Consider the following 14,391-nt stretch of genomic DNA (forward strand, 5'->3'; position numbering starts at 1 on the left):
CCTCCTCACGGCTTCTTTATCCAGGTGCGGTCGACGGTCAGGGAGTTGAACTCGTCCAGCCTCTTGTACTCGATCTCCCACTCGATCCTGGGGCTTCCGTTCGGTCCCTTCCAGTCATAGCGCTTGGCCGCCTTGGCGAACTGCACCAGGAACTTCATATCCATGTCGTACCGGTACATCCCGGAGGCGTAGGTGCCACGCCCCCAGTACTCCGCGGCGACGCTCTGCTCGCCGAAGTACACCAGGCCGTTGCTCCCCTCCTCCGCCCCCCGGACCGGATTCGGGCCGTGCAGCTTCTCATAGGCCACGTCCACGGTCTTCGGGGTCCGGAAGATGGGGAAGGTGCAGTCGGTGTCCGGCTTGGGCTTCGGCTTGTCGTCGGAGGGCGCGGCGGACAGCCGGCCGGCCGGCGCCTTCGACTGCTTGCCCGGCTTGCCGGGCTTGCCGCCGCCGGAGTCGCGGTCGCAGCTGACACCGAGCCGGTCCAGCTTCTCCTTGGCGTCCTCCAGCTTCTCGGTGAAGGCGTCGACCTTCTTGCGGGCCTTGTTGACCTTCTCCAGGAACCCCTTGATGCCCCAGACGGCCTTGCTGATCCTCGGCAGCTTGCTGCCGATCTTCACCAGCTTGACCGGGCCCGCGTTCTGCACGATGGCCCAGATGCAGATCCCGATGTCCGGGTCGTCGATGCACTCCTTGATGTCCGCCAGGAACAGCTCCACCAGGATCTCGGCGCCGTTGTCCATCAGGTAGTCCAGGAGGTCCTGGCCGGAGAGGTCCCGGGCCAGCGCCAGTTCCTCCTCGCTCAGCCCGGCCTGCTCCAGGGCGTACTCGGTGGCCATCCGCAGGATCAGCGCTTCCAGAGCCTCGGTGCCGCTGCCGGGCTCACTGCCCCCGCCGCCGGGCTGCGGGTCGGTGTACTTGGCGTTCGGCTTGGCGGCCTCGGCCAGTTCCTTGCGCTGCCGCTCGCGCTCGGCCTCCTCGGCGCGTTCGGCGGCCTTCTTCGCCTCCTCCGCGTGGGTGTTGGCGTTCTTGGCCGCCTCCTCGGCCGACTTGGCGTGCGCCTCGGCGGACTCGGCGAGTTTGCCGGCGTCGGCGGCGTCCTGCTCCGCCTGGGTGGCCGCGCTCCGGGCCGTGGCGGCCTCGCGCTCGGCCAGGGCGGCGGCGCTGCTCGCGGCGGCGGCCTCGTTCTCCGCGCGGGTGGCGGCACCGCGGGCGCGTTCCGCCTCGACCTCTGCCTGGGTGGCGGCGGTACGGGCCGCGGTGGCGTCGGCGAAGGCCTGCTCGGCGGCCTGCCGGGCGAGGGCGGCGTCCGCCCTGGCCTGGGCGTCGGCCTGGTCGGCGCGGGCGGCGGCGGCCCGCGCCTTGGCGCCCTCCTCGGCGGCCTGGGCCGCGGACTTCAGCGCGGCGGCCGACGAACGTGCGGCGTCCGCCGAGGACCGGGCGGCGTCCGCCGCGGCCTTGAACGCGGGTGCCACCTGGGCGTTGGCCCGGTCGGCGGCGGCCTTGGCGGCGTCGGCGGCCTTGACCGCCTCCACTGCCCGGGCCTCGGCCTTGGCCACCTCCGCCTGGCCGGTCGAGATCGCGGCCTTGGCCACCTCGGCCGCCAGATCAGCGCCGACGTCGGTGCCGGAGAACGGGGCGGTCAGCGCGATGGCGGTGTTGGCCGGGTCGGCGATGCCGGCGGCGGTGGAGCGGGCGGACGCGGACGCCTGGACGGCGACGGCGGCCTGGAGCTGGGCCATGGCGGCCTCACGGGTCGCGCCGTCCGCCTCGTCCCGGGTGCGGTGGGCCGCCTGGAGGGACTGGTTGGCGCGGATGGCGGCGAGCCCGGCGAGGCGCACGGCCTCATGGGCGGCCATTCCGGCCCGGCCCTCCTGCGCGGTGGCCTCGGCGGCCTTGGAGTTGGCGCGCAGCGCGGCCGAGTGGGTGGCGGCGGCCTCCGAACGGGCCTTGTTCGCCGCGGCGTTCGCCATGGAGGCGGCCGCTTCGGCCTTGCCGGCGGCGGCGTTGGCGCGGGAGGCGTGCGCGGTCGCCTCGGTGGCGGCGGCCCGGGCCCGGGCCGCGGCGCCCGCCGCCTCGATGGCCGCGGAGCGCGAGCGCAGGGCCGCGTCGGTGGCCGCGTTCGCCGCCGAACGGGCAGAGCCCGCCGCCTGCTTGGCGGTCGCGGCGTCGGCGCGCGCGGCGTCCGCGGCGGCCCGGGCGGCCTCGGAGCCCTCGGTGCCCCGGGTGGCCGCCTCCACCGCCTCGGTGGCCCGCAGCCGGGCCTGCTGGGCGTTGTTCTCCCGCTCGGCGGCCGCGGCGGCTTCCCGGGCTTTGCGGGCCTTGGTCTCCTCGCCCCGGGCCTTCTCGTCGGCTGTGGCGGCGATGCCCTCCTGCGCGGCGGCCCGGCCCCGGGCCTCGGAGGCCTTGGTCGCGGCCTGCTGGGCCTCGGCCCGCTTGGCGGAGGCGGTACGGGCCTCGGCGTCGGCGCGGGCACGGGCCTCGGCCGCGGCGGCCTGCTGCTGCTCCGCCCGGACGCGGGCCGCGGCGGCCAGCTCCCGTTCGCGCTGGGCGATGCCCCGCTGCTCGGCGGCGATCTTCGCCTGGTTCTGGGCCACCACCCGGGCGTCGCGGGTCTTCTGGGCATGCGCCCAGGCGTCCTTCTCCGCCTGCTCCGCGTCGATCCGGGCCTGGCGGCCCTTGGCGGCGGCGTCGGCCGCGATCTTGGCCTGGGCCTCGGCCTGCCGGGCCATGGCGGCGGCGGCCTTGGCGTGCTCCTGGGCGTTGGCGCGCCACGCCTCGGCCTGCTTGGCGTGCAGCTCGGCCTTGTTGGCGGCGTTGAGCCCGGCCGCGTCGGCGGCGGTGGCGTCGATGGCGTGCCGGGCGGTCTGGGCGGCGCGGTGGGCGGCGTCGGCCGCGGCGGCGATACCGGTGGCGACCTGGGACCACTGGACCCCGTAGGTCAGTCCGGTCTCCACCAGGATGTCGGCCTGCACCTTGGCCTGCCCGGCGGCCACCTGCGCCTGCTTGGCGGCGGTGTCGGCGAAGCCGACCTGCCGGGCGGCGTCCTTCTTCACCTCGGTGTAGTCCGACAGCCGCTTGCCCGCCTTGTCCGCGGACAGCATCCGGTCCGCCTCGCGGGAGGCGGCGGCCGCCAGGCTCATCGCGTTGGAGGCGTTCTTCAACGCCCGTACGGCGTCCCCGTGCACCGCGATGAGCTTGGTACGGGCCTGGGCGGCGCGGGCGGTGTCGTCGGCCAGCTTGCGCAGCCGCTCCGCCGCCTCCAGCGCCTCCTTCTGCTCCTTCTCCCGGGCGGCCCGCTCGTCGGCGTCCTTCTGCGCCGCGACCTGGTAGCCCTTGTCCAGGAACTCCGCGATGGCCTTGTCGTCACCGGTGGCCAGGGCGATCCTGGCCGCCCGCTGCACCTCGGGGCCGCCGCTGGCGGCCAGCATCTCGACCCGCTTGCGGAGCTCCTCGGCCCGCTTGCGCTCGTTCTCCTCGGTGGTCTTGTCCCGCTGCCGGGCGATCTCCGCGCCGAAGGCGAGGAAGTCCGCGCGGTCCCGGGCGGTGCCCTTGAGGACCCGCTCGACCTCGGCGTTGAAGTACGGCCCGCCGGTGCCGCGCAGGGCCTCGATCTGCTTGCGGTTCTCGGTGTCGGCGGCGTTCCGCTTGTCCTGCGCCCGCTTGCGGGCCTCGGCCTCGCCGCGCTCCAGGAAGTCGCGGATGGCGTTGGGGTCGGTGCTCTCCAGCGCCTTCCTGGCGGCCTCGCGTACCTCCTCTTCCTCGTCGAACTCCGCGTAGTCCTCGACCAGTCGCCGGTCGGCGTCGGCGCTGAGCCGGGCCAGTGAGGTCATGGGCGCGCCGGGCGCCGGAGCGTCCGCCTCCGCCCGTAGCGCCGACGCGAGCAGCACGGCGGCCGACGGTGCGACCACCGGCGCCTCGGGCGCCGCGGCCTGGGCCGGGGTGGTCAACCCGCCCAGCACCGCCGCGGCCACCGCCGCCGAGACGGCCTTGGCGGCGGCTGCCCGCAGACGGCCGATCCCCCTTCCGGCCCCGGCCCGTCCTTCGGCCTCGGTCCGTCTTCCGGCACCTGGCCGGAGTATCCCCCTCATGGGAGCGTCCCTTTCCTTCGGAATGGATGACGAAGAACGGGTGCTCCGGCCCGGTGTACGGTCCGGAGCACCCGGTGCGCGGCGGCCCGCCGACCCTCTCGGCGGAACGGCCGCTCCCGGCGCGGCGGCGGTCAGCCCGCCACCCGGGTCCCGCCCTCGCGGGCCTGGCGGAGGATGTCCTGCCAGAAGGCGGCGGAGCCGACGGCGTCCTGCTGCTCCCGGGACCAGGACCGCTCGTTCTCGCCCGCCGGGTCCGCCATGCGCTTCCACAACTCGTCCGCCGAGCCCCGCGCCAGGGCCTGCACGCCCCGCCAGGCCTCCGCCTGCCGCCCGGCCTGCGCCTGCTCCGCCAGCCACGCCGTCTCGGCGCCCTGCGCGTGCGCGGCCACGGCCTGCCAGGCGCGTTCGGCCTCCGCACGGGCCGCGGCGGCGTCCGAGGCGCCGCGCAGCGCCTCCTCGGCGTCGACCGCGGCCTTGAGCAGCAGCGTCAGCGTCCGGTGGCGCAGGGCCTCGGACTCCGCGGTGCGCAGCCGGTGCCCCTCCAGGTCCAGCGCCCCACCGCTCACCCAGCCGAACCCGTAGAACTCGCGGACGTCCTCGTCCCCGGCGCCCGGCCGCAGCGCCCACTGCGCCGCCACCCGCACCTGCTCGCCCGGGTCGTGCGTGGCGAGCCCGGCGACGAACTCGCGGTCCTTGGCCCGTACGGCCTGCTGCTCGGTGGCCGCCGCCTCCCGGGCACCCCGGTCCTTGGCCTGCGCCTGGGCGTAGCCGCTCTTCACGAAGGCGGCCCGGTCGGCGTCCGTACCCTTCAGCGCCTTCTCCGCGCCCGCCCGGGTGGCCGGGGCGAAGGCGGCCGGGTGGGTGGCCACCACGCGCTCGCAGAACTGCCGGTTGCGGGTACGGGAGTCCCGCAGCCGCTGCTTGGCCAGGTCGTAACCCCCGCCCGGTGCCAGCCACTCGGCGATCGCCGCGTCCCCGCGGGTGCTGCGCAGCGCGTTCCACGCCGAGGTCCGCAGCTCGGCCGGCAGCCCCGACAGGGCGATCCGCCGCACCTGTTCGCGCGCCCCGGCCGCCGCCGCGGCCAGCGCCGCCCGCGCGCCGTCCGACTCACTCGCCACCGCCACCGCCACCGCCGCCACCGGCGTAGGCGGAAGGTCCTGGCCGTGGGCCGGGCCGGCCGCCACCACCGGCAGCACCACCGCGGCGAGGACTGCGCGGGCGGCCAACCTCGTCCGGGTGCTCACGGCGCCAGGGGAGGGGTGACCTCCCAGGCCGGGTAGGCGGTCAGCAGGTCGCGCCACTCGCCGTACCAGCCGGCGGTGAACAGCTCGTTCCGTGCGTTCACCTTCACCTGGTAGCGCTCCTTGGCGCCCTGCCAGAGGAACCAGGCCGCCGAGGTCTTGCCGGGCACCCAGCCCTGGAGGTCCGGGCACCAGGTGGCGCTGTTCTTGAACGCCGCGGTGTTGTTGTTCGCTCCCAGGACGACCAGGCCTTCGTCCGTGGTGCCCTTGAGGTAGTGGCCGGACTTGCTCGCGGCCTCGAACGAGAAGCAGCCGGCCTTCCCCGAGAGGGCGGGCAGCACCAGCCAGGTGGCGGCCCCGCGCAGCGGGACGTTCTGCGGGGACACCGGACCGACGGTGGCCGCCGCGCCGTTGACCCCCGAGTGGTACACCGGCAGCCACTTCTCCGCGGGGCTCTTCTCCACCCGCAGCGACAGCGACTGCCGCCGGGCCCGCCGCTGGCCGGCCTCCGAGAGGAACTCCGCCACCTGTACGTCACCGGCCGCCAGCGCCTTCTCCGCCGACGACACCAGATACGGGTTGAACGGGCTCTTCTTCGCGGTGTCCAGGATCTGCCGGGCCAGCACCCGGTTGGCCTCCGCCAGCTTCTCCCGCCGGGCCGCGTCGTCGCGCTTGTAGGCCGCGTCCGCGCCGGTGTACAGGAAGTCCAGCCAGTCCGCGGCCTTGGTGCTGAGCACCGCCTTCTGGGCGGCCCGGTAGAGCTCGGAGTTCTTCAGGTCCGCCGGCGCCAGGCGCAGCATCTCGCGGATGAAGTTGTCGTCGCTCATGTCGAGCAGGCTCTGCGAGATCGGGATACGGAACAGCGCGGCCACGTTCTTGCGCGCGGCCTGGTTCCTGCGGAGCTCCGCCTCCTTGCGGTTCTTCTCCTCCAGCTCCTCCAGCTCCTTGGCCACGTCCTTCTTGTGGGCCTCGCGCGCGCCGTTGACGATGAACTCCCGCCAGGCCGCCGCGTCCGCGAGCAGCGCCCGGGTGGCCGCGGCCCGCACCTCCGGACCGGAGGCCTCGTGCCGCAGGATCGCCCGGATGAAGTTGTCGTCGCTGAGCCCCAGCAGCTCGGGGGTGCTCGGGATGCCGATGGCCAGCAGCGCCTGCTGCCGTGCCAGCCGCGCCGCCCGTTCGGCCTCGGCCTTGTCCCGCTCACGCTGCTTGTCCTGCTGGTGCGCCTCGTGGATGCCGGTGACGATGAACGCCACATGGTCCGCGTCCACGGTGCTCGCCATGGCCTTCTCGGCCGCCGTGCGCACCGACTCCAGCCGCTCCCCGGCCTCGTTCGCCTTCCGCCACAGCGCGTGGATGAAGTCGCTGTCGGACAGCAGCAGTATGTCCGCGGTGGGGTCCAGCCCCACCACCGCCGCCGCGTTCACCCGCTGGGTCTCGTCGGTGCCGATGGTGCCGGCGTCCGCCGCCGCCCGGACCGCCAGGCCTGCGGACACCGGCGCGGCCGGCACCGGAGCGGCGGACACGGTGCTCTGGCCGCTCACCGCGAGGACGGCGGCGACGGCGGTGGTGGCCACGGCACCGCGCCGCACGGTGGCGCGGACCTGGTGTGGAGCGCTTCTTCGCATGCGCGTCTCTTTCCTCTTCGTATTCCGCTTCGTATTCCGCAAAAGGGGGTGCACCAGAGCATGGGAAAGGGAGCCCTCCGCCGGGTACGCCGAAAGACCGGGCAGGTCAGGGTGACGGCTTGGCGCCATTTCGGAAACCGGGCAGCCCGGCCGGACGCTCGGGCATGGCGAGCGTCAGACGTACGGGTGCGAGGGCGACGTCACGCTGGTGCGCGACGGCCCGAGGTGATCCTGCTGTGATGTGCCTGACCAGGGCTTACGGCACGCTGGGCGCGGCCTCCGGCAGCCTGGTCGTATGAGGACGATTCCCCGATGAATTCCGCAACTCATTCCCCCCGAAATCCCGCCCTCCGGGGAGGGCGGTCCAGACAGCAGGGCGCATTGGCCCCGCGTCCATGTCGCGTAGATGGTCATTCAACGCAGTCGCCACGACCCTATCAAGATCGGTGATCTCCGGTGAGATGATCTCGGCCACTCTTGTCCGAAAACGATGGGTGAGCGCGCGCAGCCGGGACGGGCGGACCCTTCACCCTCCGGACCCCTTGCCAGGGTGCGCCATGATCACTGGCCAGGCCCTCCGCGTGATCGCCGGGACCGTGCTGACCCCCTTCCGCCGGCCGGCCCGCGTCAACGATCCGGGCGCCTACCGGATCGACGGCGACCAGGACGACACCGGGGACGACCCGGGGGACGGCATCGAGGAATCCGTCCGCGTCGACATCGACGGCCCCGAGGGATACACCTGGGTCCGGGCGGGACGGATCGGCACCACCTGGCGGGTCGTGGACGTCAACGTCTTCTGACCTCCGTCCCCAGCCGCCCGTCTCCGCTCGCTCGCCCACTTCTGCCAGTCGCGCGGCGCCATCCCGTACTCCTCCCGGAAGGCCCGGCTGAAGTGGCTCGGACTCACAAAGCCCCAGCGCCGGGCGACCGCCGCCACACCGTCCCGGGCGGCGGCGGGCTCCAGCAGGTCCTGGCGGCAGCGCGTGAGCCGCTCCGCGCGGATCCACCGGCCCACCGACAACTCCTCAGCGCGGAACAGCACATGCAGATAGCGAACGGATATGAAGTGCGCGGCGGCGATGGTGGCCGGCGACAGACCGGGGTCGCCGAGGTGGCGGACGATGTGGTCCTTCACCCGGACGAGCAGGGCCGCGGCCCGGTCGGGCGCCTGCGGGGCGAACCGCCCGCACCGCTCGTCGATCAGCATCGCCAGCAGGTCCAGTGCCGTCCTGCCCAGCTGGTGGCCCATCGGCCCCTCCAACTCGGCGGCGGTCCGCCCCAGTCGGGAGAGATAGGACGCCACCAGCCGGTGGCAGCCGTCGGTGCGGGCGAACGCGGTCGCGGTCACCGCCCGCAGGTCGCCGTCCCGTACCCGTAGATCGGCCCGGGGGAACTGGAAGGAGAGGAACCGGAAGGCGCACCGCAGTTCCTTGCGGAACGGCCGCGACGGATCGGAGAGCGACAACTGCCCCGGCTCGATGCGCGACTGCCGCCCGTCCTGGTCCTTGAGCGCCGCACCCCGCTGCTGGAGGCTCAGGATGAGGAAGTCGTCGCCGCCCCGGGCGATGAGCCGCCGGTTGCGGGTGACCGCCTGCGGCCCCGCCTCGACCCGGGACACCTGTACGGGACCGAGCTGCCGGCTGACGATGCGCCCGGGAGATGGGGCCGCCTCCAGGAACCGCACATCGAGCGGGACGAACGCCCGGGACACCGCCTCGTGCCAGAGCTCCGCCCGGTCCCCGCATGCGGGAAGCGGCGCGGTGTCCAGACCTGCGGTGGCGACGAGACCGACGGGAGCAGGATCAGGCGACTCAGGGGACACTGTTCCTCCGATCGTTCCGGAGCGATATGTGACCACATAGGCTCCGGGACCCACCAGGAACGACTACAGGCACAAGCACAGGAAGAAGTACGGGAAATCGTGCGGGAACAGGGACAGGGCGGCTCCGGGGGAACGGGTTCGGCGGGGGAGGACACGGCCGCGTTCGGGGCGCTGCTGCGGAGTCTGCGGCTGGCGAGAGCGCTGACCCTGGAGGGCCTGGCCGAGGCCTCGGGGCTGAGCGCGCGGGGCATCGGTGACCTGGAGCGGGGGCGGCGGGCCACCCCGCAGCGCCGCACGGTGACCGCCCTCGCCGAAGCCCTGCGCCTGACCCCGGAGGAGCACCGCCGACTACAGGCCGCCGCCCGCCCGCCCCGCGTCCCCGGGGCCCCCGCCACCGGAGCCCGCTCCCTGCCCCTGCCCCGGGGCGTGGACGACTTCACCGGCCGCGAGGCGGAGTTGGCCCTGCTGGAACGGCTGGCCGCCCAGGCCACGTCAGGCGAGGCCACCAGCGGGCCGGTGCCGACGACCGGGACGGCGAAGGCTCCCGGGCAGCCGGTGACGGCCACGGCGGCACAGGCCTCCGGGCAGCCGGCGCCGACCGGGGCGCCGCAGGCACCCGGGCAGCCCATGGCCGCGACGGCGGAGGCTCCCGGGCAGCCGACGACCGCGACGGCGGAGGCTCCCGGGCAGCCGGTGACGGCCACGGCGGCGCAGGCCTCCGGGCAGCCGGCGCCGACCGAAACGCCGCAGGCCCCCGGGCAGCCGGTGGCCGCGACGGCGGAGGCTCCCGGGCAGCCGGTGGCCGCGACGACGGAGGCTCCCGGGCAGCCGGTGACGGCCACGGCGGCGCAGGCCTCCGGGCAGCCCGCGCCGACCGAAACGCCGCAGGCCCCCGGGCAGCCGGTGGCCGCGACGGCGGAGGCTCCCGGGCAGCCGGTGACGGCCATGGCGGCGCAGGCCTCCGGGCAGCCGGCGCCGACCGAAACGCCGCAGGCCCCCGGGCAGCCGGTGGCCGCGACGACGGAGGCTCCCGGCCAGCCGGTGACGGCCATGCCGCCCCAGGCCCCCCGGCCCCCGGTGCCCACCGGGGCACCGTCCCAGGCCCCCCGGCAGCCGGTGGTGGTGACGGTGAGCGGGCAGCCGGGCGCCGGCAAGACCACGCTCGCCCTGCAAGCCGCCCGCCGGCTCGGCGACCTCTTCCCGGACGGCCGGCTCGTGGTGGACCTGCGCGGTGTGGACGAGGAGCCGCCCGGCGCCACCGAACTGCTCCTCGGGGTGCTCAAGTCCCTCGGCGTGGCCGACCGCGAGCTGCTCGACGCCGGTCCGGAGGGCCTACGGGAGCTGTACGGGCGGGTGCTGGCCGAGCGCCGGTGCCTGCTGGTGCTGGACAACGCCCGCGACGAGGCGCAGGTCCGCCCGCTGCTGCCCGGGTCCGGACCGGCCATGGTGCTGGTCACCAGCCGCCGCATGCTGACCGGGCTGGACAGCGTCCACCGGCTGCCGCTGGGCGCGCTCAGCCCACCGGAGGCGATCCGGTTCCTGGCCGACCTGGCCGGCCCCGGGCGCGCGGCGGCCGACCCCGAGGCGCTGGCGGCGGTGGCCGGGTACTGCGGCCATCTGCCGCTGGCCCTGCGGGTGGCGGGCAACTGGCTGGCCACCCGGGCCGATGTGCCGGTGCGCCGACTGGCCGGGCGGCTGGCCGTCGAGCACCGGCGGCTGGACGCACTGGCCGCCGGGGACGTCAGCGTGGCGAGCGCCTTCGACCTCTCGTACCGCCATCTCGGCCCCGCCGCCGCGCTGATGTTCCGCCGCCTGGCCCTGGTCCCCGGCCAGGACACCGGGGTGGCCGGTGCGGCCCGGCTCACCGGGCAGGACCCGTTCGACGCCGAGGACACCCTCGAAGAGCTGGTCGAGGCCGGGCTGCTGGGCGCGTCCGGGGAGCGCTACCGGCTGCACGACCTGCTCTGCCTGTACGCCCGCACCCGCCTCTCCGTCGAGGACCGCCCGGAGGACACCGAGGCGGCCCGGGCGGCGCTGTACGCCTGGCTGCTGGACACCACGGTACGGGCGGGCCGCTGGTACGAGCCCGACCAGGACCCCGACCCCGACCCCGACAACGATCCCGTACTGGCGGACCCCGCCGAGGCCCGCCGCTGGCTGCAAGCCGAGAGCGCCAACTGGCTGGCCGCCCTGCGCGCCGCCGCGGTGGCCGGCGACCACGCCCGGGTGGTGGAAGTGGCCGAGGCGCTGCACTGGTTCTCCGACCACTGGATCTTCTGGGGCCACTGGCCCGAGGTCTTCGGTACCGCCGCCCGGTCCGCCGAGACCCTGGGCGACCCGCTCGCCGAGGCCACCCAACTCAATTACCACTCCTGGGCGGTGACCGTCTGCGAGGGCCGGCCGGAGGAGGGCCTGGCCCTGGCCGCCCGGGCCCTGGACGCCGCGGTACGCGCCGGCGACCTGGTCCAGCAGGCGTGGGCGCACCACTACCGCTCACTGGCCTACGGGCGGCTGGACCGGGCCGCCGCCGCCCTGGACCACATCGAGCAGTCGGCCCGCCTCTTCGAAGCCGCCGGCGACCTCAACGGCACCCTCCAGTCGCTCCACGGCCGCGCCAACGCCCTGCGCCGCAGTGGGCGGACCACGGAGGCCCTTGCCGGATACCAGGCCGCCCTCTCCTACCTGGACGAGCACCAGGACCACCTGCCCGCCCATATCGCCGGCTTCGCCCGGCACGAACTGCTCGGAGGAATCGGGCAGTGCCACGGCCTCCTGGGCCAGTGGGACGAGGCCGTCAGCTGCCTGCGCCGCTCCATCGACGTCTGCCTGGCCAGCGGCAACACGGCCATGCTCAGCCGGAAGATCACGGTGCTGGCGGACATCCTGCTCTCCGCGGGCCGCCCCGACGGGGCCCGGGAGGCGTACGCCCGCTGCCTCGCCCTCGGCCCCGAGGCCGACCCCACCCGCCTCGCCCACGCCCGCGAACGACTCGACCGCCTGGACGCCGACTGAGCGCCCCCGACGGAGCCGGCCCGACACTGCGCGGCGAGGCCACAACCACTGCGCCGACCGTCAACTCCCCCTCCACCACCGCTCCTACGGTGAGACCCCACCGGCCCCGTGCCGGCGCGCACCCCGATCCCAAGGAGCCCTCCATGACCGCCCCTTCCCCTTCCCCTTCCCCCTCCACCCCCACCGTCGTGCTCGTCCACGGGGCCTTCGCCGACGCCACGAGCTGGTCCGGCGTCATCGCCGAACTGCGCGGCCAGGGCGTCCCGGTGATCGCCCCGCCCAACCCGCTGCGCGGTCTGGCCTCCGACGCCGCGTACATCGCCTCCGTCGCCGCCCAGATCGACGGCCCCGTCATCCTGGTCGGCCACTCCTACGCCGGCGCGCTGATCACCGTGGCCGGCACCCAGGAGAACGTCACCGGCCTCGTCTACATCGCGGCCTACGTCCTGGAGGAGGGCGAGAGCCTCGGCGAACTCCAGGGCGGCTTCCCGGCGACGTCCCTGGTGAGCAACCTCCGCCAGTGGACCTACCCGGTCCCCGGTGCCGAGCCCGCCGTGGAGGTCACCCTCGCCGCGGACGCCTTCCCGACCGTCTTCGGCGCCGATGTGCCCACCGAGACCACGGAGATCCTCGCCCTGGCGCAGCGCCCCCTCGCCGCCGCCGCCTTCGAGGAGCCCGCTTCCGCCGCCGCCTGGAAGACCAAGCCCTCCTGGGCCCTGGTCGCCGCCGCGGACCAGGCCATCAACCCCGAGGTCCAGCGCTTCGCCGCCAAGCGGGCCGGAGCCACCGTCGTCGAGGCCGAGGGCGCCTCCCACGCGGTCGCCGTCTCCCGCCCCAAGGAGGTCGCCGCCCTGATCCTCCAGGCGGTCCGCGCCACCGCTGCCTGAGCCCCTGGCTCCCGGCTGCCACCCCCGTAGGCAGCCGGAGGCCGAGCCCCAAGGCCACAAGGCCCCCCTCCCGCGCTCACCGCGGGGTGGAGTCGTCCCCCTTGAACGGGCCGCCGTGGCCGGGCACGATCAGGTCCGCGGCGGCCAGCACCCGGAGCCGGGAGGCGCGCAGCACCTCGCGGTCGGGAGCCACCGGGTCGTCCGCGGGGCCGTCCGCGTGCCACCACAGGTCACCGGCGAAGGCGACGACTCCCGACTCCGTGCCCGCCAGCAGCGTGATGTCCTCGGCGCTGTGCCCCGGGGTGCGGATCAGCCTCAGCGACGGGGTGAGTTCGTACCCCTCCGCGTCCCGGTTCGTCCACTGGTGGCCGAGGTACTCCACCTTGTGGTCGTGCACCCGGGCCTGGCGGAACAGGCCGACGTTCATGGTGTTGTCCGGGTGGTGGTGGCTGAGCACCACGTCGGTGATGTCGTCGGGGCCGAGCCCCAGCTTCTCCAGCGGGACGAGGATGTCGTCCACACTCGCCACCATGCCCGGATCGAAGATCACATGCCGGCCGGCGTCGAAGACATAGGAGACGGTGGCGGCGACTCCCGGGCCGGTGGAACCGACGTATCCGGTGGTCAGGATCGTGTACTCGGCGCTGCGCCCGAGCGGTGCGTCTGTCATGCCCTCAATACTCGTGATCTCCCGAGCCGTTCACGAGTGGCACACCTGCCACCTATCGCAGGATTAGTGCCACACTCCCTCCATGCCTCCCTTCGCGACCGTCGCCGCCTACGTCCCACCCGCTGTCGGCATGCTCGCGGTCGGCATCGTCGCCGAGGTCTTCGGCCCGCACGGCGAGGCGCTGCCCGGCTTCGACTTCGCCCTGTGCACCGACCGGCCCGGCCCGGTCCCCACCGACCTCGGCGTGCCGCTCGCCGTCACCCACGGCCTGGACCGGCTCGCCTCCGCCGACCTGGTGATCGCCCTGCCCTGGGCCGACTTCCGCACACCGCCCCCTCCCTCCGTGCTCGACGCCCTGTCCACCGCGTACGAGCGCGGCGCACTGGTCGCGGCCCACTGCGTCGGGACCTTCGCGCTCGCCGCCGCCGGACTGCTCGACGGCCGGCGGGCCACCACCCACTGGCGGTTCGCCGACCTGCTCGCCGACCGCCACCCCCGTATCACCGTCGAACCCGACGCCCTCTACATCGACGAAGGCCGTGTCGTCACGGGCGCGGGAGCCGCCGCCGGCTTCGATCTCTGCCTGCACCTGCTCAGACGGGAGCACGGAGCCGCGATGGCCAACGGCGTCGCCCGGGACATGGTGCTGCCCTCCCACCGCGACGGCGGGCAGGCCCAGTACCTGGCCGCCCCCGTCCCCGAGAGCTGCCGCGACGAACGCCTCACCGACGTGCTCGCATGGGCCCGCGAGAACCTCCACCAGCCGCTTCCCGTCGCCGAACTGGCCCGGCGCGCCCTGATGAGCAAGCGTTCCTTCACCCGCCGCTTCACCGCCGCGACCGGCACCACCCCGCACGCCTGGCTGCGGACCCTGCGCCTGAGCAGCGCCGAAGAGCTCCTGGAGACCACCGACCTGCCGGTCGAGGAGATCGCCCACCGCGTCGGCTACGGCAGCGCGGCCGTCCTGCGCGAACAGTTCGTACGCCGCCGAGGAATCCCACCCCGCTCCTACCGCCGCTCCTTCACCAGCACGCCGTGAC

The 14,391-nt window shown here is 74.7% G+C and carries 8 protein-coding genes; 3 read left to right on the forward strand and 5 right to left on the reverse strand.

Annotated elements, in window-relative coordinates; all coding sequences use genetic code 11:
- Positions 1 to 5: 5 nt before the first annotated feature.
- From ABZ945_RS13875 to ABZ945_RS13890, 4 genes are all read right to left on the reverse strand, one after another.
- Positions 6 to 4,091 (reverse strand): hypothetical protein, encoded by a 4,086-nt coding sequence (locus tag ABZ945_RS13875; RefSeq protein ID WP_361267988.1) that lies wholly within the window; start codon positions 4,089 to 4,091, stop codon positions 6 to 8.
- A gap of 131 nt (positions 4,092 to 4,222) precedes the next feature.
- On the reverse strand, positions 4,223 to 5,335 hold the full coding sequence (locus ABZ945_RS13880) for a hypothetical protein (RefSeq protein ID WP_361267991.1): 1,113 nt from the start codon (positions 5,333 to 5,335) through the stop codon (positions 4,223 to 4,225).
- Positions 5,332 to 6,957: an AbfB domain-containing protein gene (locus tag ABZ945_RS13885; protein ID WP_361267994.1), complete on the reverse strand. Its 1,626-nt coding sequence runs from the start codon at positions 6,955 to 6,957 to the stop codon at positions 5,332 to 5,334. The genes ABZ945_RS13880 and ABZ945_RS13885 overlap by 4 nt, the downstream gene beginning before the upstream one ends.
- Before the next feature lie 643 nt (positions 6,958 to 7,600).
- On the reverse strand, positions 7,601 to 8,782 hold the full coding sequence (locus ABZ945_RS13890) for a helix-turn-helix domain-containing protein (protein ID WP_361267996.1): 1,182 nt from the start codon (positions 8,780 to 8,782) through the stop codon (positions 7,601 to 7,603).
- Positions 8,783 to 8,881: 99 nt separating this feature from the next.
- Here ABZ945_RS13890 and ABZ945_RS13895 point away from each other — a divergent pair, with 99 nt between their 5' ends.
- Together ABZ945_RS13895 and ABZ945_RS13900 are read left to right on the forward strand one after the other, a co-directional pair.
- Positions 8,882 to 11,794: a helix-turn-helix domain-containing protein gene (locus tag ABZ945_RS13895; RefSeq protein WP_361267999.1), complete on the forward strand. Its 2,913-nt coding sequence runs from the start codon at positions 8,882 to 8,884 to the stop codon at positions 11,792 to 11,794.
- 143 nt (positions 11,795 to 11,937) lie between these two features.
- The gene (locus ABZ945_RS13900) at positions 11,938 to 12,681 is read left to right on the forward strand and encodes an alpha/beta hydrolase (RefSeq protein WP_361268002.1); all 744 of its coding nucleotides are present in this window, start codon (positions 11,938 to 11,940) and stop codon (positions 12,679 to 12,681) included.
- 76 nt (positions 12,682 to 12,757) lie between these two features.
- Here ABZ945_RS13900 and ABZ945_RS13905 read toward each other — a convergent pair whose 3' ends face one another.
- On the reverse strand, positions 12,758 to 13,351 hold the full coding sequence (locus tag ABZ945_RS13905) for an MBL fold metallo-hydrolase (RefSeq protein ID WP_361268004.1): 594 nt from the start codon (positions 13,349 to 13,351) through the stop codon (positions 12,758 to 12,760).
- Positions 13,352 to 13,433: 82 nt separating this feature from the next.
- On the opposite strand from ABZ945_RS13905, the gene ABZ945_RS13910 reads away from it, so the two are divergent.
- Positions 13,434 to 14,390 (forward strand): helix-turn-helix domain-containing protein, encoded by a 957-nt coding sequence (locus ABZ945_RS13910; RefSeq protein WP_361268007.1) that lies wholly within the window; start codon positions 13,434 to 13,436, stop codon positions 14,388 to 14,390.
- Position 14,391: the final 1 nt, after the last annotated feature.

Source organism: Streptomyces sp. NPDC046887 (assembly GCF_040644755.1).
In the GTDB taxonomy this organism is placed as follows: domain Bacteria; phylum Actinomycetota; class Actinomycetes; order Streptomycetales; family Streptomycetaceae; genus Streptomyces; species Streptomyces lichenis.